The sequence below is a fragment of the Pseudomonas sp. P4_C4 genome (assembly GCF_056402055.1).
Genome location: NZ_JBFUID010000025.1, coordinates 31525 through 48097 on the forward strand (window position 1 = coordinate 31525; position 16573 = coordinate 48097).

The 16573-nt window shown below is 60.7% G+C and carries 14 protein-coding genes and 2 pseudogenes; 7 read left to right on the top strand and 9 right to left on the bottom strand.

Going from position 1 to position 16573, the window contains the following annotated elements:
• Nucleotides 1–4 precede the first annotated feature (4 nt).
• The 6 genes and pseudogenes from AC1DXW_RS14910 to AC1DXW_RS14935 all read left to right on the top strand — a co-directional run.
• Nucleotides 5–763: an amino acid ABC transporter ATP-binding protein gene (locus AC1DXW_RS14910; protein WP_477753380.1), complete on the top strand. Its 759-nt coding sequence runs from the start codon at nt 5–7 to the stop codon at nt 761–763.
• Between the two features lie 88 nt (nt 764–851).
• On the top strand, nt 852–1715 hold the full coding sequence (locus AC1DXW_RS14915) for an MBL fold metallo-hydrolase (protein WP_477753381.1): 864 nt from the start codon (nt 852–854) through the stop codon (nt 1713–1715).
• A gap of 60 nt (nt 1716–1775) precedes the next feature.
• Nucleotides 1776–2081 (top strand): annotated as a pseudogene (locus AC1DXW_RS14920) (protein tyrosine phosphatase family protein); the annotation flags it as partial.
• A gap of 63 nt (nt 2082–2144) precedes the next feature.
• Entirely contained in the window at nt 2145–3362 is a 1218-nt protein-coding gene (locus AC1DXW_RS14925; protein ID WP_477753384.1) for an NAD(P)/FAD-dependent oxidoreductase, read from the top strand.
• A gap of 9 nt (nt 3363–3371) precedes the next feature.
• Nucleotides 3372–4178 carry a sulfite exporter TauE/SafE family protein gene (locus tag AC1DXW_RS14930; protein ID WP_477753382.1) on the top strand — a complete coding sequence of 269 codons (807 nt, stop codon included), beginning with the start codon at nt 3372–3374 and terminating at the stop codon, nt 4176–4178.
• A 124-nt stretch (nt 4179–4302) separates the two neighbouring features.
• Nucleotides 4303–4560, top strand: a pseudogene (locus AC1DXW_RS14935) (hypothetical protein); the annotation flags it as partial.
• 396 nt (nt 4561–4956) lie between these two features.
• Here the strand turns inward: AC1DXW_RS14935 and AC1DXW_RS14940 are convergent.
• From AC1DXW_RS14940 to AC1DXW_RS14980, 9 genes are read right to left on the bottom strand one after another with little or no spacing between them, the layout of a single operon-like run.
• On the bottom strand, nt 4957–6138 hold the full coding sequence (locus tag AC1DXW_RS14940; protein ID WP_477760150.1) for an acyl-CoA dehydrogenase: 1182 nt from the start codon (nt 6136–6138) through the stop codon (nt 4957–4959).
• Nucleotides 6139–6171: 33 nt separating this feature from the next.
• Complete coding sequence (locus AC1DXW_RS14945; RefSeq protein ID WP_477752751.1) at nt 6172–7374, bottom strand: 3-oxoadipyl-CoA thiolase; 1203 nt, start codon at nt 7372–7374, stop codon at nt 6172–6174.
• 2 nt (nt 7375–7376) lie between these two features.
• Entirely contained in the window at nt 7377–8891 is a 1515-nt protein-coding gene (locus AC1DXW_RS14950) for a 3-hydroxyacyl-CoA dehydrogenase (protein WP_477752750.1), read from the bottom strand.
• A 10-nt stretch (nt 8892–8901) separates the two neighbouring features.
• Nucleotides 8902–9846 (bottom strand): electron transfer flavoprotein subunit alpha/FixB family protein, encoded by a 945-nt coding sequence (locus AC1DXW_RS14955; RefSeq protein WP_477752749.1) that lies wholly within the window; start codon nt 9844–9846, stop codon nt 8902–8904.
• Nucleotides 9847–10596, bottom strand: coding sequence for an electron transfer flavoprotein subunit beta/FixA family protein (locus tag AC1DXW_RS14960; RefSeq protein ID WP_477752748.1), 750 nt, complete (start codon nt 10594–10596; stop codon nt 9847–9849).
• A 30-nt stretch (nt 10597–10626) separates the two neighbouring features.
• On the bottom strand, nt 10627–11769 hold the full coding sequence (locus AC1DXW_RS14965) for an acyl-CoA dehydrogenase family protein (RefSeq protein WP_477760151.1): 1143 nt from the start codon (nt 11767–11769) through the stop codon (nt 10627–10629).
• Between the two features lie 11 nt (nt 11770–11780).
• Complete coding sequence (locus AC1DXW_RS14970) at nt 11781–12977, bottom strand: acyl-CoA dehydrogenase family protein (protein ID WP_477760152.1); 1197 nt, start codon at nt 12975–12977, stop codon at nt 11781–11783.
• A 48-nt stretch (nt 12978–13025) separates the two neighbouring features.
• Nucleotides 13026–13886, bottom strand: coding sequence for an enoyl-CoA hydratase/isomerase family protein (locus AC1DXW_RS14975; protein WP_477752745.1), 861 nt, complete (start codon nt 13884–13886; stop codon nt 13026–13028).
• 57 nt (nt 13887–13943) lie between these two features.
• Nucleotides 13944–14720, bottom strand: a complete 777-nt coding sequence (locus AC1DXW_RS14980) for an enoyl-CoA hydratase (RefSeq protein ID WP_477752744.1) — start codon at nt 14718–14720, stop codon at nt 13944–13946.
• Nucleotides 14721–14958: 238 nt separating this feature from the next.
• Here AC1DXW_RS14980 and AC1DXW_RS14985 point away from each other — a divergent pair, with 238 nt between their 5' ends.
• On the top strand, nt 14959–16554 hold the full coding sequence (locus tag AC1DXW_RS14985; protein WP_477760153.1) for an AMP-binding protein: 1596 nt from the start codon (nt 14959–14961) through the stop codon (nt 16552–16554).
• The last annotated feature ends 19 nt before the right edge of the window (nt 16555–16573 follow it).

Here is a 16573-nt window from a genome sequence, read left to right on the forward strand (position 1 = left end):
TCCCATGATCAAACTAGAAAACGTTAACAAGTGGTACGGCAGCTATCATGCGCTGGCTGACATCAACGAAACCGTGGCCAAAGGCGAGGTGGTGGTGGTCTGCGGCCCGTCGGGCTCCGGCAAGTCGACGATGATTCGTACCCTCAACCGGCTGGAAGCCATTCAGAATGGCAACATTTTCATCGACGGTGTGGACATCCATGCGCGCTCCGTCAGTGTGAACGCTCTGCGCAGCCGGATCGGCTTCGTGTTCCAGCAGTTCAACCTGTTCCCGCACCTCACCGTGTTGCAAAACTGCACCTTGGCACCGCGGCGCTTGCGCAAGCTGCCCGCCAAAGAAGCGAACGACCTGGCCATGAGCCTGCTGGAGCGCGTCGGTCTGGCCCACAAGGCCGGCGCCTATCCCGGTGAGCTTTCGGGCGGCCAGCAACAGCGCGTGGCCATCGCCAGGGCACTGGCCATGAACCCACCGGTGATGCTGTTCGATGAGCCCACCTCCGCGCTGGATCCGGAGATGGTCGGCGAGGTGCTGCAAGCGATGAAAGGCCTGGCCAAGGAAGGCATGACCATGGTCTGCGTCACTCACGAGATGGGCTTCGCCCGCGAAGTGGCTGATCGGGTGATTTTCATGGATCAGGGACGGGTGCTCGAACGCGCGACGCCCGAGTCGTTCTTCCTGACCCCGGAACACCCTCGCGCGCAGCGATTCCTGTCCGATATTCGCTCGCCAATGGCCGGGGGCGGGATATCGCTGGCGTCTTGAATGGACTGCAGCAGTGCGACTCAACCGCCGCGCTGCTGTACGTTGCCGGCAGTACTGACCCAGACGATCTGTGCGTGGAAAAATGACGATGCCGTTTAACGTTGAACCTGTCTTCGACCCCGAGAGCTGCACCTACAGCTATCTGCTCAGCGACTCGCTGACTCAGCGCTGCGCAATCATCGACCCGGTGCTTGACTACGACACCGCCGCGGCGCGCATCTCGTACGTCAGTGCCGATCGCCTGATCGAGCAGGTGCGCGCCAACGGGCTTACGCTCGAGTGGATACTGGAAACTCACGTGCATGCCGACCACCTCTCGGCCGCCCGCTATCTGCAAGAGCACCTGGGCGGGCAAATTGGCATTGGCGATCGTATTCCCCAGGTGCAGGACACCTTTGCCAAGCTGTTCGACGCCGAAGAAGGGTTCAAGGTCGACGGCAGTCAGTTCGACCGCTTGTTTGCCGACGGCGAAACATTTCACATCGGCTCACTGTCCGTCGTTGTACTGCACACCCCCGGCCATACGCCGGCTTGCGTGAGCTACCTGATCGAAGATGCGGCGTTCGTTGGCGACACCCTGTTTATGCCCGACTGTGGCACCGCCCGCTGCGACTTTCCCGGTGGCGACGCTCACCAGTTGTACCGTTCGATTAACCGGCTGTTCGCGCTGCCAGGTAATACCCGTCTGTTCATGTGTCACGACTACAAATCCCCCGTGCGCGACCACTATGGCTACCAGACCACTGTGGCCGAAGAACGCGCACACAACATCCATGTCGGCCAAGGCATCGGCGAGGCTGATTTTGTTGCCTTGCGCGCAGCGCGCGACAAAACCCTGGGCCAGCCCAGGCTGCTGCTGCCGTCAGTACAGATCAACATGCGGGCCGGCGAGACACCTGCGGCGAAGGCCAACGGCATCCGCTACCTGAAGATTCCGCTCAATGTGTTCTGAACAGCTTTATTGAGTTCAGGCAGAGCCACATGGATAACCTCTTTTAAGAGTCGAGTCGGCATGCAAGTCACTACCCACAGCAAAGACTTTTCAACATCCGGTCAAATAACCCCGGAAGATCTGCACGAAGCCGCCAAGCTCGGGTTTCGCTCCATCATCTGTAACCGACCGGATAATGAAGGTGGCGCGGATCAACCGGCCAGCGCGATCATTCAAACTGAAGCCAACCGGCTAGGCCTCGAATTTGCCTATTTTCCGGTTCAGCCCAGTGCCATCAGCGACACTGACGTACAAGATTTTGGCTGGCTGCTGGACAGCTTGCCAGCACCGGTATTGGCATTTTGCCGCACCGGTAATCGCTCAACCACGCTCTACCAAAAGGCGTCTACGAGTGTCAATCGCAACAAAGYCGCCGGCGATCTCCCTGAAATTACTGCCGACATCCTGATCATTGGGGGTGGGTCGGCGGGCATCGGGGTCGCAGCCAGTCTGCTCAAGCGGGCTTCCGACCTGCGGATCACACTGATCGAACCCAATGACCAACACTACTACCAACCGGCCTGGACGCTGGTCGGCGGTGGCGCGTATGACGTGCGCAAGACCGTCAGGCCCATGTCGCACGTCATTCCGCGCGGCGCCACCTGGATCAAGGCCGCGGTGGTCGAGGTCCTGCCCGACAACAAGCGTCTGACGCTGAGCAATGGTCAACGCGTCGCCTATCAGCACCTCATTGTCTGCCCGGGACTGAGGCTGGCCTGGGAGCACATCGAAGGGCTGGAAGAAACTCTGGGCAAGCATGGGGTGACGTCCAACTATCGCTATGATCTTTGCACCTACACCTGGCAGCTGGTGCAGGGGCTACACCGCGGCAAAACGCTGTTTTCCCAGCCCGCCATGCCAATCAAATGTGCCGGTGCTCCGCAAAAAGCCCTGTACTTGTCCTGCGATCACTGGCAAAAATCAGGTGTTTTGCAGGGCATGGATGTCGAGTTCAATCTCGCCGGTGCCACCTTGTTCGGAGTGGCGCCCTTCATCCCCGCACTGATGAAGTACATCGAGAAGTATCAGGCGCAGTTGGTGTTCGGCTCTAACCTGGTCAAAGTCGACGGCCCGAGCAAAACCGCCTGGTTCGAAAGCCGGGACGCACACGGCACTCTCGTTCGGCAAGCCAAGCGCTTCGACATGCTCCATGTGGTGCCGCCACAGGTAGCCCCCGAGTTCATTCGCTCAAGCCCCCTGGCGGACTCCGCCGGCTGGTGCGAGGTAGATCCGGGAACCCTACAACACAGCCGTTATCCGGACGTCTTCGCGCTGGGTGATATCTGCTCCACCAGCAACGCCAAAACCGCCGCTGCCGCCCGCAAACAAATCGTCGTCGTGACCGAGAACCTCCTGGCCTTGCGCCGTCATCAGCCCATGCCGCTGCGCTACGATGGCTACGGGTCGTGCCCACTGACAGTCGAAAAAGGCAAAGTCGTGCTGGCCGAGTTCGGCTACGGCGGGAAACTGCTCCCCTCCTTCCCCTTGGACCCGACGGTTGCCCGGCGGTCCGCCTGGTTCCTGAAAGCCAGATTTTTACCCTGGTTTTACTGGAATGGCATGCTCAAAGGCCGTGAGTGGCTGACGAGCGTCTCCAAGTCTGAGTGAGGGACGAGCATGCTTTTAGGTGCAACGTTCGGAATAGCCATCGGCATCATTCTTGGCCTTACCGGTGCAGGGGGCGGCATTCTAGCCATACCGGCGCTGGTGATCGGGCTGGGCTGGACCATGACGCAATCGACACCCGTTGCGCTGTTCGCCGTCAGCGCTGCGGCCGCAGTCGGGGCCGTGGATGGCCTCAGAAAAGGCCTTGTCCGTTATCGTGCAGCCGTGCTGATGGCGTTATTGGGGGCCGTCTTCTCGCCGCTGGGCGTGTTCGTTGCCCATTCGCTACCCAATACCGTATTGATCTCGCTGTTCAGCGGGGTGATGGTCATTGTGGCGATTCGTATGGCTCGACAGGCGTGCGGCAACCCGCCTAAACACGCAGGCGATGAACAGCCCTGGCAACACAAAAACTGCATGCTCAACCCGCAGACCGGCCGACTGCGCTGGACCCTGGAATGCTCAACCACCCTGGCCGTCGTCGGCTCAGTATCAGGGCTGCTCACGGGGATGCTCGGCGTTGGTGGAGGATTCTTGATCGTACCGGCGTTTCAACAGCTTTCAGACATCAAGATGCATGGAATCGTATCTACCTCGCTGATGGCCATTGCCCTGATCTCCGCCACTGCAGTGGCGGGCGCTATTCACGCAGGTGCCCACATAACGGTGACCGGTGGCGTGTTTATCGCCGCCAGTGTCGGCGGGATGTTGTTGGGCAGAATGCTCTCCCCGAGGATTCCTGCCAAAGCGATACAACTCTGTTTTTCCGCGGTATGCATGGGGGTGGCCAGCTACCTGATACTCAAAACATGGATGTAGAAATCCGCCGGAGTGAGCCCGGTTCAGCCCCTTAAGGCGTTCGAGTGTTGAACAGAAAAACCAAATAACTGCTCTTTCCAACAGGTTGCCGCCCCCTATAAACGGATGGCACCATGTTCAAAGTATTAAAGGCAACGGCTACGCCCAAGCCACCACCCTGCTGTCCACCAATTGGCTCAGCTCGCTCAGCGCCCTCGCACGCTCGAGCTGAGCGTGCGACGCACTGGGCCATGACTTCCGCAAGGTGTACCTGACGATCAAGCAGGCGGAGTACCGTCAATTCATGGTTGAGATGGGCGAGCAGGATTGGCGCTACTACCTCAACCAAGCTCGACAGATAGAGTCGTCCTCGCTCATCGAAATCTGTGGTTGCTGCAATTGAGCAACATGCTTTCAATTGCATCGAAACGCGCCGCCGATCACTTCACAGACCGAGGGTTGAATGTTCCCCTTGAGTTAAAACTCGTTACCCTTGACGCTTTGAGCATGTGACTGGCGAGAATTGCAGGTCGTGGATTTGGGTGATCGACGCGCTCGACAAGTCTGCGTGACGCAGCAACCAATGGAACCGATTTTCCGGATGCGCGTTGAAGGGGGAGCAATTGTCCAAAATGTAAAGCCTGCCGATCAGCACACGGGTTGAAACGGCATCTTGTGCACAGCCGGGGGGATGTGAGCAGGCTGAGGTCAGTAGAGGTGACTGTATCAGAAGTTTAGATACAGTCCCACTCTGCACTTTCAGTCAGGTCGCGGCAGTCTGCTCAAAGCTGTAACCACCTTAGAAGAACGCTTGCAGGCCAGTCTGAGCGCGCCCGAGAATCAGCGCATGGACATCGTGAGTGCCTTCGTAGGTGTTGACCACCTCCAGGTTGACCAGATGGCGGGCCACGCCAAATTCATCACTGATGCCGTTACCGCCCAACATGTCCCGCGCCAGGCGCGCGATGTCCAGCGACTTGCCACAGCTGTTGCGCTTCATGATCGAGGTAATTTCGACCGCGGCGGTGCCTTCGTCCTTCATCCGCCCCAGACGCAGGCAACCTTGCAGGGCCAGGGTGATTTCGGTCTGCATGTCCGCCAGTTTTTTCTGGATCAATTGGTTGGCAGCCAACGGTCGACCAAACTGGTGGCGATCCAGCACGTACTGGCGCGCGGTGTGCCAGCAATCTTCGGCTGCACCCAGGGCGCCCCAAGCGATGCCATAACGCGCCGAGTTCAGGCAGGTGAACGGGCCGCGCAGACCACGCACTTCAGGGAAGGCGTTCTCTTCAGGGCAGAACACATTGTCCATGACGATTTCGCCAGTAATCGACGCACGCAGGCCGACTTTGCCATGGATAACTGGTGCACTCAGGCCCTCCCAGCCCTTCTCCAGGACAAAGCCGCGAATCTGCCCTTCATCGTCCTTGGCCCAGACCACGAAGACATCGGCAATCGGGCTGTTGGTGATCCACATCTTGCTGCCGGTCAGGCGATAGCCGCCGTCGACTTTTCTCGCGCGGGTGATCATCGAGCCCGGGTCAGAGCCATGGTTAGGCTCGGTCAGACCGAAGCAGCCGATGTAATGACCGCTGGCCAGTTTCGGCAGGTACTTTTGCTTGGTGGCTTCGTTGCCGAACTCATTGATCGGTACCATCACCAGGGATGACTGCACGCTCATCATCGAGCGGTAACCTGAGTCCACCCGCTCGACCTCGCGGGCGATCAAGCCGTAGCACACATAGTTCAGGCCACTGCCACCGTAGGTTTCGGGAATGGTCGCGCCGAGTAGACCGGTCTCGCCCATCTCGCGGAAGATCGCCGGGTCCGTCTGCTCGTGACGAAAAGCCTCCAGCACCCGTGGCGCCAGCTTGTCGGCGGCGAACTGCTGGGCGCTGTCGCGGACCATGCGCTCTTCTTCGCTCAGTTGCTGATCCAGCAGCAGCGGGTCGATCCAGTTGAAGCTTGCCTTGTTGCCCATGGGAATTTCTCCGGGTTGGTTCTTGTTATGTTGTCAGTCGAGGCGCTCGATCACGCAGGCGATACCCTGCCCCAGGCCAATACACAGGCTGACCAGGGCGAAGCGACCTTTACTACGTTCCAGCTGACGCACCGCGCTGTAAGCCAGGCGAGCACCGGAGGCACCGAGCGGATGACCAATGGCAATGGCGCCACCATTGGGGTTCAAGCGTGGATCATCGAAGGCCAGGCCAAGTTGCTTGGCACAGCCGAGTACTTGCGAGGCAAACGCCTCGTTGATTTCGATCAGGTCCATGTCCGCCAGGCTCAAGCCTGCTCGCTGCAAGGCCTTGGTGCAGGCAGGCACCGGACCGAGGCCCATCAGGCGCGGCTCGACACCCGCTACCGCGCCGGCCAGGATGCGCGCGCGAGGCCTGAAACCGGCCTTCTCGCCAATGGCACGCGAGCCAATCAGCAGCGCAGCCGCGCCATCGTTGATGCCCGAGGCGTTGCCTGGGGTGACAACGCCGCCGTCAAACAGTGGTTGCAGGCCCGACAGTGCCTCGAAGTTACTTTGCGGACGCGGATGCTCGTCACGGTCGACGATCTTCGGTGGCTGCTTGCGCCCTTGCGCTACCTCGATCGGCAGGATTTCACCAGCCTGGAATCCATCCCGCACTGCTGCGTCGAACAGTGCCTGACTGCGAGCGGCATAGATGTCGGCTTCTTCGCGAGTGATGCCCAGTTCATGAGCGACGTTGTCCGCTGTTTTCGGCATCGAATCGGCACCGAACCCGGACTCTACCTTCGGGTTGGGAAAGCGTGCGCCGAGGGTGCTGTCGTACACCTGAAAGTCGCGCGACCAGGCGCTTTGCGCCTTGGCCACCACGAACGGCGCACGACTCATGCTCTCAACGCCACCCGCAATAAACAGCTCGCCTTCGCCGGTACGTACGGCGCGAGCAGCATCCAGCACGGCGGCCAGGCCGGAGCCGCAGAGACGATTGACAGTCAAACCGCCAACGGCCGTCGGCAGCCCGGACAGCAGCGCAACATGACGCGCCAGGTTGCGCCCGTCCTCACCTGCCTGACTGCTGCAGCCGGCGATCAGGTCTTCATAGTCCTGCGCCTCGAACGGGTTACGCGCCACCAGGGCACGCACCACACCGGCCAGCAGGTCATCGGGGCGCACACCGGCCAGGGCACCGGCATGGCGACCGAACGGCGAACGCAGACCATCGTAGATATAGGCTGTCATGCTCAATCCTCGGCAGTGGTCAGGGGCAGGCCGAGCTGGACCCGGCGCCGCAGCCAGGGGCTGATCCGATAGCGCGGCTCCTGATACAGCTCATGCAATTGGTGCAGGATCTGCTGGATCTGCAATGCACCGTAGTGATCACCAAAAGCCAACGGACCATGGGGGTAACCGAGGGCTAACTGCACCGCACGGTCCAGAGTGGCCGGCTCGGCGATACGACGCTGGGCAATCTCGCAGCCCAGATTGACGATCCCAGCGAGCACACGCTGGGCGATGAAGCCCGGCGAGTCATTGATGACTTCCACCGGCACACCATCGGCGCCCAAGGCCTGGCGTGCTTGCGCCAGCACCTGTGCATCGAGCGCCGGTTGGCGCATCAGTACGCGACGCGTGTCAAAGCCGACGAAGGTTTCCAACGCCAGGCTGCGTCGCGGCGCAAGTCGCTTACGGGCGATCACGCTGCTGGCATCCTCGCCCAGCGGCGTCACCAGGCAGATGGCGGTCGCACTGGGTTGATCGCCCTGCTCCAGCACCACGCCGGCAACGGACAGCACCGCGGCGATCCGCTCGCGGATGGCCGAGTTGCCGCAGTCCAACCAGAACGGCTGGGTGATGGCCACCTGCGGCAGCGCCTGCTGCGCTTCCTCGACCACGCTACCGTCCTGGTAGCGATAGAAACCCTGCCCTGTTTTGCGCCCCAGTAAGCCACTGGCCAGACGGGGGGGCACCATCGCCGACGGGGTGTAGCGCGGGTCCTGATAAAACTGCGTGTGTATCGACTCCATCACCGCATGGGAGATGTCGAGGCCTACCAGGTCGAACAACTCGAACGGCCCCATGCGAAAGCCGAGGCTGTCCTTGAGGATGCGATCGATTTGCGCCGGGGTGGCGATCCCTTCGCCCAGGATACGCAACGCCTCCGGACCGAAGGCCCGCCCGGCGTGATTGACCAGGAAGCCTGGTGAGTCGGGGGTCGTCGCGGCAAAATGACCGGCACGCCCGGCCAACGTCGCCAGGCGCTCGACCACCTTCGGGTCGGTCAGCTCGCCGCGCACCACTTCGACGATTCTCATCAGTGGCACCGGGTTGAAAAAATGAAACCCGGCCACCCGCTCAGGATGTCGGCAGGCACTGGCAATCAGGCTCACCGACAAGGAGGAGGTGTTGGTCGCCAGCACCGCGTCGACCCTGACCACTTGCTCCAACGCACGGAACAACCCCTGCTTGGCCTCGAGGTTCTCAACGATCGCCTCGATCAATAAATCACAATCGGCAAGAGCCTCAAGGCTATTGGCCGCGCGCATGCAAGACAGTGCGCTGGCCAGCGCTTCACTGCTCAACTTGCCCTTGGCTGCGGAACGCTCAAGCAACTCCCGATTGGCTTTTAGCGCCTCCTCCGTCGCTTCGCTGCGGCTGTCATACAGCAACACCGGAACGCCTGCGGTGGCGAACAACTGAGCGATCCCCCGGCCCATCGCGCCGCTGCCGATTACACCGATTTGTTTGAACGTATCCACAAGCACCTCCTCAGATCGCCCGCTCCAGTTCCGGCACGGCGTCGAACAGATCCGCCACCAGGCCGTAGTCGGCCACTTGGAAGATCGGCGCCTCTTCGTCCTTGTTGATCGCAACGATCACTTTAGAATCCTTCATGCCGGCCAGATGCTGGATGGCGCCGGAGATGCCCACCGCGATGTACAGCTGCGGCGCGACGATCTTGCCGGTCTGGCCGACCTGCATGTCGTTCGGCACAAAACCGGCATCGACGGCAGCACGCGACGCCCCCACGCCCGCGCCGAGCTTGTCGGCCAGCGCATAGAGGTGTTTGAAATTGTCGCCGTTCTGCATGCCACGGCCACCCGAAACGACGATCTTCGCAGTGGTCAGCTCCGGGCGATCGGACTTGGCCAGCTCTTCACTGACGAAAGCCGACTGACTGCTGTCGATGACTATGGCGAGAGCTTCGATGACGGCTTTGCCACCTTCGGCGGCAGAGGCGTCAAACCCGGTACCGCGCACGGTGATCACCGTTACGGCGGCAGACGACTGCACCGTCGCGATGGCGTTGCCCGCATAGATCGGGCGTTTGAAGGTATCGGCGCTTTCGACCGCAATAATCTCCGAGATCTGGTCGACATCCAGTTGCGCAGCAACCCGCGGCAGGATGTTCTTACCATTACTGGTCGCGGCAGCCAGGATGTGGCTGTAACTATCAGCCCCGGCTTCTTGAACAAGCGCGACTATCAAAGGCGCGACGTTTTCCGGCAACTGGTGAGCGTAGGCAGCGTTATCGGCCAGCAGCACTTTAGCCACGCCAGCGACTTTCGCCGCCGCTTCAGCCACGACGCCAGCGCCCTGACCTGCGACCAGCACATGAATGTCGCCACCGATCTGCTGCGCTGCGGTCACGGTATTGAGGGTAGCGGCCGCCAGTGCTGCGTTGGTGTGTTCAGCGATAACCAGGATAGCCATTCAGATCACCTTCGCTTCGTTCTTGAGTTTTTCGACCAGTTCGGCCACCGACTTGACCTTGATCCCGGCACTACGCGCGGCCGGTGCCTCGACTTTCAGGGTCAGCACGGTGCAGGCGCAGCTGATGCCCAGGGCGCTCGGCGTGAGCACCTCCAGCGGCTTCTTCTTGGCCTTCATGATGTTGGGTAGCGATGCGTAGCGCGGCTCGTTCAAACGCAGGTCGGTGGTGACGATGGCCGGCAGTTTCAGGGCGACCGTCTGTGCGCCGCCGTCTATTTCGCGGGTCACCGCAACGCTGTCGCCGCTGATGGCGACTTTTGAGGCGAACGTGCCCTGACCGTAACCGCTCAATGCAGCGAGCATCTGGCCGGTCTGGTTGTTGTCGCTGTCGATGGACTGTTTGCCAAGGATCACCAACTGCGGCTGCTCCTTGTCGACAACGGCCTTCAACAGTTTGGCAACGGTCAGGGAGCCCAGGTCTTCGCCGGCATCGACCAGGATGGCACGGTCGGCACCCAGTGCCAGGGCCGTGCGCAGCTGCTCCTGTGCCGCACTGCTACCAATGCTGATGACCACAACCTCAGTGGCAATGCCTTGTTCTTTAAGGCGCACCGCTTCTTCCACGGCAATTTCGCAGAAGGGGTTCATCGCCATCTTGACGTTAGCAAGGTCAACGCCGGAGCTGTCCACCTTGACGCGGACCTTGACGTTGAAATCAACCACACGCTTTACCGCAACCAGTACTTTCATAGTGTGTTCCCGTGTTAGTGCAGTGATGGATCAGGCGCTGTGCAGTAGCTCGGCGTAGGCCTGCAAATGATGATCGTCATCGCCCAATTGGTGACCCAGCATCACCAACCTCTTGGCGTGATGGGCCAAGTTGTATTCCCAGGTCATTCCGATACCGCCGTGCAACTGGATCGCTTGCTCGGCGATCAGGCGTGCGGCGCGGACCACCACGAATTTGGCAGCGGCCAGTTGCCGGCTGCGTTCATCGCTATCGGCCTGGTCGGCCACGCAGGCAGCAAGGATCGCCATCGAGGTGGCCATTTCCAGCTCGCCGCGCATGTCGGCCATGCGGTGCTGCAACACCTGGAATTTGCCGATTGGCGCACCGAACTGCTTGCGCGTCTTGAGGTATTCGAGGGTCAGGCGAAAAGCTTCCTGCATGCCACCGACGGCCTCGGCGCACTGCCCGGCAATGGCGCGGCCCTGCTGATAACGCAAGGCCGGCAAGACCTCGCCGACGTTACCGAGCAAAGCGCCCCTGCCCACAAAGACATCATCCAGGATCAAGTCGCTGGCACGCGGGCCATCGATGCAGGGGTAATCGTGACGCTGCAACCCATAAGCTTGCGCCTCGACCAGAAACACGCTGATGCCGTGTTCGCAACATGCATCACCGCTAGTGCGCGCCGACACCAGGATCAACCCCGCATTGGCAGCACCCACCACGCAGATCTTGCGCCCGGACAGACACCAGCCACCCTCGACCGGGCGCGCCTGGGTGTGCACATCGTGCAGTTGGTAGTGGCTTTGCAGTTCTTCCAGCGCCACGGCCAGTTGCAAAGAACCTTCGGCCACTTGCGGCAGCAGGTCCGCCTGCTGGCTGGCATCGCCCAGTTGCTGTAGCAGACCGGCCGCGTGAATCTGCGATTGCAGGAACGGCTCCAGGCATAGGTTGCGACCGAGCTCGGTCATGATCAGCATGTTGTCCACGCCGCTGCCACCGAAGCCGCCATGTTCCTGGGCAATCGGCACCGAACAAAGGCCCAGTTCAGCCATCTGGCTCCAGAATGCCGGGCTCATGCCGGCTTCGCTGTGGTAGTAGCCTTCGCGGGCTTCGAAGCTGTAGTGATCGCGGGCCAGTCGGGCCACGGTGTCCTGCAGCATCTGCTGCTCGGAGCTGAGTGTGAAGTCCATTGCGTACCTCCTTAAAGCTCAAGAATCATCTTGGCGATGATGTTCTTTTGAATTTCATTGGAGCCGCCGTAGATAGACAGCTTGCGCAGGTTGAAATACTGACTGGCGGGGGCCGCGCTGTAATCGCTGTGCAGCGGGGTGCCTGTGAAGTCGTCGTGCAGTTCCGTCTCGACAAAAGGCAACGCCTTGACGCCAAGCGCTTTACGCAGCAAGTGGCTGATGGCCTGGCGAATTTCCGAACCCTTGATCTTCAGGATCGAGCTTTCGGCACCGGGCACACCGCCGGCCTGGGCTGCGGCGAGGATGCGCAAGGTGCTCATCTCGATCGCCAGCAGCTGAATCTCCACCTCGGCGACCTGCAAGCGAAACTGCGGGTCCTCCAGCAACGGCCGACCATTGCGCAGTTCCTGCAGGGCGACCTGCTTGAGATGCGCCAGTGCGGCTTTGGACTGGCCGATGCCGGCCTGCCCGGTGCGCTCGTGGGTCAGCAGGTACTTGGCACAGGTCCAGCCCTGATTTTCCTCACCTACAAGGTTTTCCACCGGCACGCGCACGGTGTCGAAGAACACTTCGTTGACTTCGTGCTCGCCTTCAAGGGTGATGATCGGGCGCACGCTGATGCCGGGCGTGGTCATGTCGATCAGCAGGAAGGAAATGCCCCGCTGCTGCTGGGCTTCACTGTCAGTGCGCACCAGGCAGAAAATCATGTTGGCGYGCTGACCCAGGGTGGTCCAGGTTTTCTGGCCGTTGACCACATAGTGGTCGCCCTCACGCACAGCGCGGGTCTTGAGGCTGGCCAGGTCCGAGCCTGCGCCCGGTTCGGAATAGCCCTGGCACCACCAGTCTTCGCCCGACAGAATCCTCGGCAAGTAATGCGCCTGCTGCGCCGGGCTGCCGAATTTCATGATCACCGGTGCAACCATGTTGACGCCGAAGGAGATCAGGCGCGGCGCACCGAAGGCTGCGCACTCCTCCTCGAAAATGTGTTTTTGCACCACGCCCCAACCGGTGCCACCAAAGGCCACCGGCCAATTGGCCGCGTACCAGCCGCGGCGGGCGAGGATGCGCTGCCAGCGTTGGTGGTCGTCCTTGCTCAAACGCTTGCCCAAGCGAACTTTGCTGGCGATGTCTGCTGGCAGCGCGTCACGAAGAAAGGCTCGCACCTCAGCGCGGAACTCAACCTCGGCAGGTGTGTAGTGGATGTCCATGCAAAGTCCTCTATCGATGGTCAGGCCAACCCCAGGCTGGCCTCGGGTTCAGCCTTGGCGTTTCTTGGCCGCCTGGCGCCGGGCAAAGAAGTCTTCGATCAGAGCCGCGCGCTGGGGCGATGCCATGCATTCGAGAAACAGTGCGCGCTCGCGCTGCAAGCCTTCGATCAATGGCATTTGGATCGCTGCTTCGACTGCAGCAAGGCAGCGCGGCGTCGAGAAAGAATCAGGTTGGGTTCGGCAGATTTCGCTGCGCCGGGCCGCAATCAATGCGCTCGCCTCGGCAGGCGCCGTTGGCACCGTCATCTGGCCGACGCGCCGCACGGAAACCCGCTCGACCAACAGTTGCCGCGCATGCTGGAGGCCTGCGACCAGAGGCTCATCATCGAACAGTGCGTCTACAAGACCGAGCCACAGTGCCTGAGTTGCCTCGATCGGCTCACCGGTGATGATTATGTCGAGTGCATTTTCCACACCGACCAAACGCGGCAGGCGTTGGCTGCCGCCACCACCGGGCAACAGGCCCAGACGGGTTTCCGGCAGGCCGAGTCGGGAGGAGCTGTGAGCGATGCGGTAGTGACAGCCCAGCGCGATTTCCAGCCCCCCGCCCAGCACCGATCCGTGCAACACCGCCAGCGAAGGCTTGTTGCCGTTCTCTATGGCCATGGTCAGCGTTTGCAGGATTGGCGCCTGGGCAGGCTGGCCGAACTCGCGAATATCGGCGCCGGCAATAAAGGTCTTCCCGGCGCAATAGAGCATGATCAATTCGACCTGCTCGTCCCGTTCGGCTGCAATAAAAGCTTCCAGCAGCCCGGCGCGCACGGCATGGCCTAGGGCATTGACCGGTGGGTTGTCGACCCGGATCAAGGCCACGCCTTCCTCGCGGGTCATTTGCACGACTGAAGTCATTGGACTGTTCCTCTTGCTCTTCTTGTTTTTATGTTGCTTGCCAAGCGATCGCGCTTATCAGCGATGAGTCCACACCGGCTGGCGCTTCTGGGCGAAGGCCTGCATGCCCTCCTTCTGGTCTTGACTGGCGAAACTGGCGTGCATCAAACGGCGCTCGAACTGCACACCCTCGGCCAAGGTGGTTTCAAAGGCACGGTTAACCGCTTCTTTATTGAGTTTCACCGCAATGGCCGGATGAGCGGCAATTTGCGAGGCCACGACCAGGGCTTCAGCCAGCAGGTCAGCCAGGGGCACCACACGGCTGATCAAGCCGCAGCGCTCGGCCTCATCGACTTCCATGAAGCGCCCGGTCAGGCACAGGTCCATGGCCTTGGCTTTGCCGATGGCGCGGGTCAGGCGCTGGGTGCCGCCGGCACCGGGCAACGTGCCGACCTTGACTTCGGGCTGGCCGAAACGGGCGTTGTCGGCCGCAATGACCATGTCGCACATCATCGCCAGCTCGCAACCACCACCCAGCGCCAGGCCGGCAACCGCTGCAATCACCGGTTTGCGGCAGCGGGTGACGGTTTCCCAGTTGGCCGTGACGAAATCTTCCAGGTACACATCGGCAAAGCCCTTGAACTGCAATTCGCTGAGGTCGGCACCGGCCGCGAAGGCTTTGTCGTTGCCGGTAATGACCACGGCCCGAATCTGCTCATCGGCTTCGAAGGCCAGCAGCGCCTGGCCCAGCTCGGTCATCAAGGCGTCATTGAGGGCGTTATAGACAGTCGGGCGATTCAAACGGATCAGGCCGACGGCTGCACGCCGCTCGACAAGGATATTCAGGAAAACCATGTCACCTACCTCTTGTTGTCCGGGAATGCCTTCGAATATATCCACAGAAAAATATAAAGACAACATGTTGACATATTAATTTTGAAAGCCTTATCTTCAGCTCATCGAAAGGGCAATACCAGATCGTAAGAGAATAACAACTCCAACCCTTAAGAGTCGATATCTATAAATGAACACCTGGACAGGCACACCAGCAGATCGTCATCCAGAAACGTCCATCACCAGCACTAGTAGTGACATGATCATTACAGATTACTGGGATGAACAGCTTGCCCGAGGCGCAGACTGCCGCGCCCTGTCGAGCTACCAGGCTGGCGAGGACAACCCCGTCTCGTTTACCTACGGCGAACTGGATGCAGTGGTTACCCGCATGGGTACCGGCCTGGCCGCCCTGGGTGTGGAAAAAGGCAGCGTGGTGTCTTGCCAGTTGCCTAACGGCTGGCAGATGACGGCATTGTTCCTGRCCTGCGCCCGTATCGGTGCCGTGTTCAACCCACTGATGCCGATCTTCCGGGAACGCGAGCTGCGCTTCATGCTCGGCCATGCCCGCAGTCATCTGCTGGTCGTGCCCAAAAACTTCCGGGGGTTCGATTACGCCAGCATGGCTGAAGGCTTGCGCACCGATCTGCCGGAACTGCGCCATGTACTGGTAATAGGTGGCGACGGCGACAACAGCTTTGAACAGCAACTGCTCAATCGGGAATGGGAAAATAATGGCGATACTCAGGTTCTGTTCGCCGAGCGTCGCCCGCAAGCCGACGACATTGTCCAACTGCTGTTCACCTCCGGCACCACCGGTGAACCCAAGGGCGTGCTGCACACTTCCAGAACCCTGTTGAGCAATATCATTCCTTATGCCGAACGCCTGGAACTTGGCCACGAAGACATTATCTTCATGGCCTCGCCCATGGCGCATCAGACCGGCTTTCTCTACGGCATGCTGATGCCCATCTACCTCGGGGCGGCGGCGGTACTGCAAGACGTCTGGGATGCACGCACCGCCATCAGGATCGCTGCCGCCGAGCACCCCACCTTTACGATGGCCTCGACACCGTTTCTCGCCGATTTGATCGAACTCGCGCCGCAGAACGGCGATGCGCTGTCGAGCCTGCGTATTTTTGTTTCGGCCGGCGCCCCCATTCCGGAAAGCCTGGTGGAAAAGGCAGGCAAGAGCATCAACGCGAAAATCATCTCGGCCTGGGGCATGACTGAAACCGGCGCCTCGACCATGACACGTCCGCAGGATCATCCCGAGTGGGCCATCTACACCGACGGCGTGGCCCTGCCCCTGATGGAGGTGCAGGTGGTCGACGATGCCGGGATTGAAGTCCCTGCCGGCAGCGAAGGCCACCTTCAGGTCCGTGGCGCCAGTCTGTTCGTGGGTTACCTCAAGCGTCCCGATCTATACAGCGTCGATGCCCAGGGCTGGTTCGCCACCGGCGATCTGGCCCGCATGGATGCCCAGGGCTATATCCGCATCACCGGGCGAACCAAGGATGTGGTTATCCGGGGCGGCGAAAACATCCCGGTGGTGGAGGTGGAAAACCTGCTCTACAAGCACCTGGCCATTTCGGCAGTGGCCCTGGTTGGCTGCCCGGACGAGCGTCTTGGCGAGCGTGTCTGCGCCTACGTCACCTTGCATGACGGTTATACGGACCTGAGCCTCGATGACGCGGTGACCTTCCTGCTCGAACACAACCTGTCGCGCAACTACTTGCCCGAATACCTGGAAGTGCTGCCCGCCCTGCCCCGCACGCCCTCCGGAAAAATCCAGAAATTCAAGCTGCATGAGCGGGCCGCGAGCATTCGCATCGACCCGGCCAAGCGTCGCTGATCCACACATTCGAAACACG